At 41.4% G+C, this 1547-nt stretch carries 1 protein-coding gene; it reads right to left on the bottom strand.

Going from position 1 to position 1547, the window contains the following annotated elements; all coding sequences use genetic code 11:
• The coding region (gpmI, locus tag IBX42_RS12480) for a 2,3-bisphosphoglycerate-independent phosphoglycerate mutase (RefSeq protein WP_294933255.1) at nt 1-1463 on the bottom strand (1463 nt) is incomplete at its 3' end.
• Between the last annotated feature and the right edge of the window lie 84 nt (nt 1464-1547).

Raw genomic sequence — 1547 nt, 5'->3', positions numbered from 1 at the left:
TGATCCATCTCGGATGGAATCTCTAAACCCATAAGTTTTAAAACGGTCGGCGCGATGTTATTAAGCGCTCCGTTTTGTACTTTTGTGACACCCTCTGCCTCAACAAAACACCACACTTTTCCAACCGTATGGTTTGTTAAAATGTGCCCCTCATCATCTCTCATCTCTTCACAGTTTCCGTGGTCTGAGGTAATGAGAACAGCATAATCTTTCTCTTTCGATTTTGCTAAAATCTTTCCAAGCTGGGTATCAACTGTATTTACCGCAATTTTTGCCGCTTCAAAATCTCCAGTGTGTCCTACCATGTCGCCATTAGCAAAGTTCACGATCACAAAATCATACTCATCATCCATCGCCCTTAAAACTACCTCACCGACTTCTGGCGCGCTCATCTGAGGCTTTTCATCATAAGTCTTTACGTTTGGAGAGGGAATTAATATCCTAGTCTCATTCTCATACGGCTCATCTATACCGCCGTTGAAGAAAAACGTGACGTGCGCATATTTTTCAGTCTCCGCAGTGTGAAGCTGTCTAAGACCCGCTTTTGAAATAACCTCTGAGAGAGTGTTTTTCGGAACTTCTTTTCTAAAAAGCACAGGGTATGAAAAGCTCTTGTCATACTCCGTGATGGTCGCTATATGAAGCTTTTTAAAATCACGCTCAAACCCGTTAAACGTTTTATCTCCCAGTGCAGTTACAAGCTCTCTCATACGGTCGCTTCTAAAGTTTATTGTTAAAACTGCATCACCCTCTCTCATACCGTCATAACCGCTAAATGCCGCGGGTTCTACAAACTCATCGGTCTCATCTTTTGCATAAGAGGCATCGATATACTCTGTATGATTCATATCGGTTTTGGGGGTTGCGCCGGCTATTGCCTCATACCCTTTTTGAACTCTATCCCAGCGATTATCCCTATCCATAGAGTAAAAACGGCCTGAAATCGTAGCTATTTTTACATTTTTACCAACATGCTTACTCACCTGCTCTAGGTATTTTTTTGCGGAGGTGGGAGACACATCCCTGCCATCAGTGATTAGATGCAAAAAAACCTCTTTGCCCTCACGTGCCGCAATGTCCGCTATGCCCATAAAGTGCTCTATATGCGAGTGAACGCCGCCATCGCTCATAAGTCCGATTAGATGAAGTCTATTTGATTTTTCTAAAAGATTTTTAAACTCGGCATTATCCTTAAATCTATTTTCATTTAAAGCCAAAGATATTTTTACCAAATCCTGATAAAGAACCCTTCCGCTTCCGATGCTCATGTGCCCCACTTCAGAGTTTCCCATCTGTCCCTCAGGCAACCCGACACTAAGACCAAAAGTGTCAATAAGCGAGTGCGGAGTTGTGCTAAAGAGTTTGTCATACGTCGGTTTTGCTGCATTGTGAAATGCATTAAACTCCGTTTTTGAGGAGTAGCCAATGCCGTCTGTTATGACTAAAACAACCTTTTTTGCCAATAGAAATCCTTATAAATAAAAATTTTATGCAATTATACTATAATGTCATTTTTTTATTTACTGATGTTACGCACTAAAACGAAC

Origin of the sequence: Sulfurimonas sp., assembly GCF_014859695.1 — a bacterium.
Taxonomy (GTDB): Bacteria; Campylobacterota; Campylobacteria; order Campylobacterales; family Sulfurimonadaceae; genus Sulfurimonas.
This window is presented reverse-complemented; position numbering and strand designations above follow the sequence as displayed.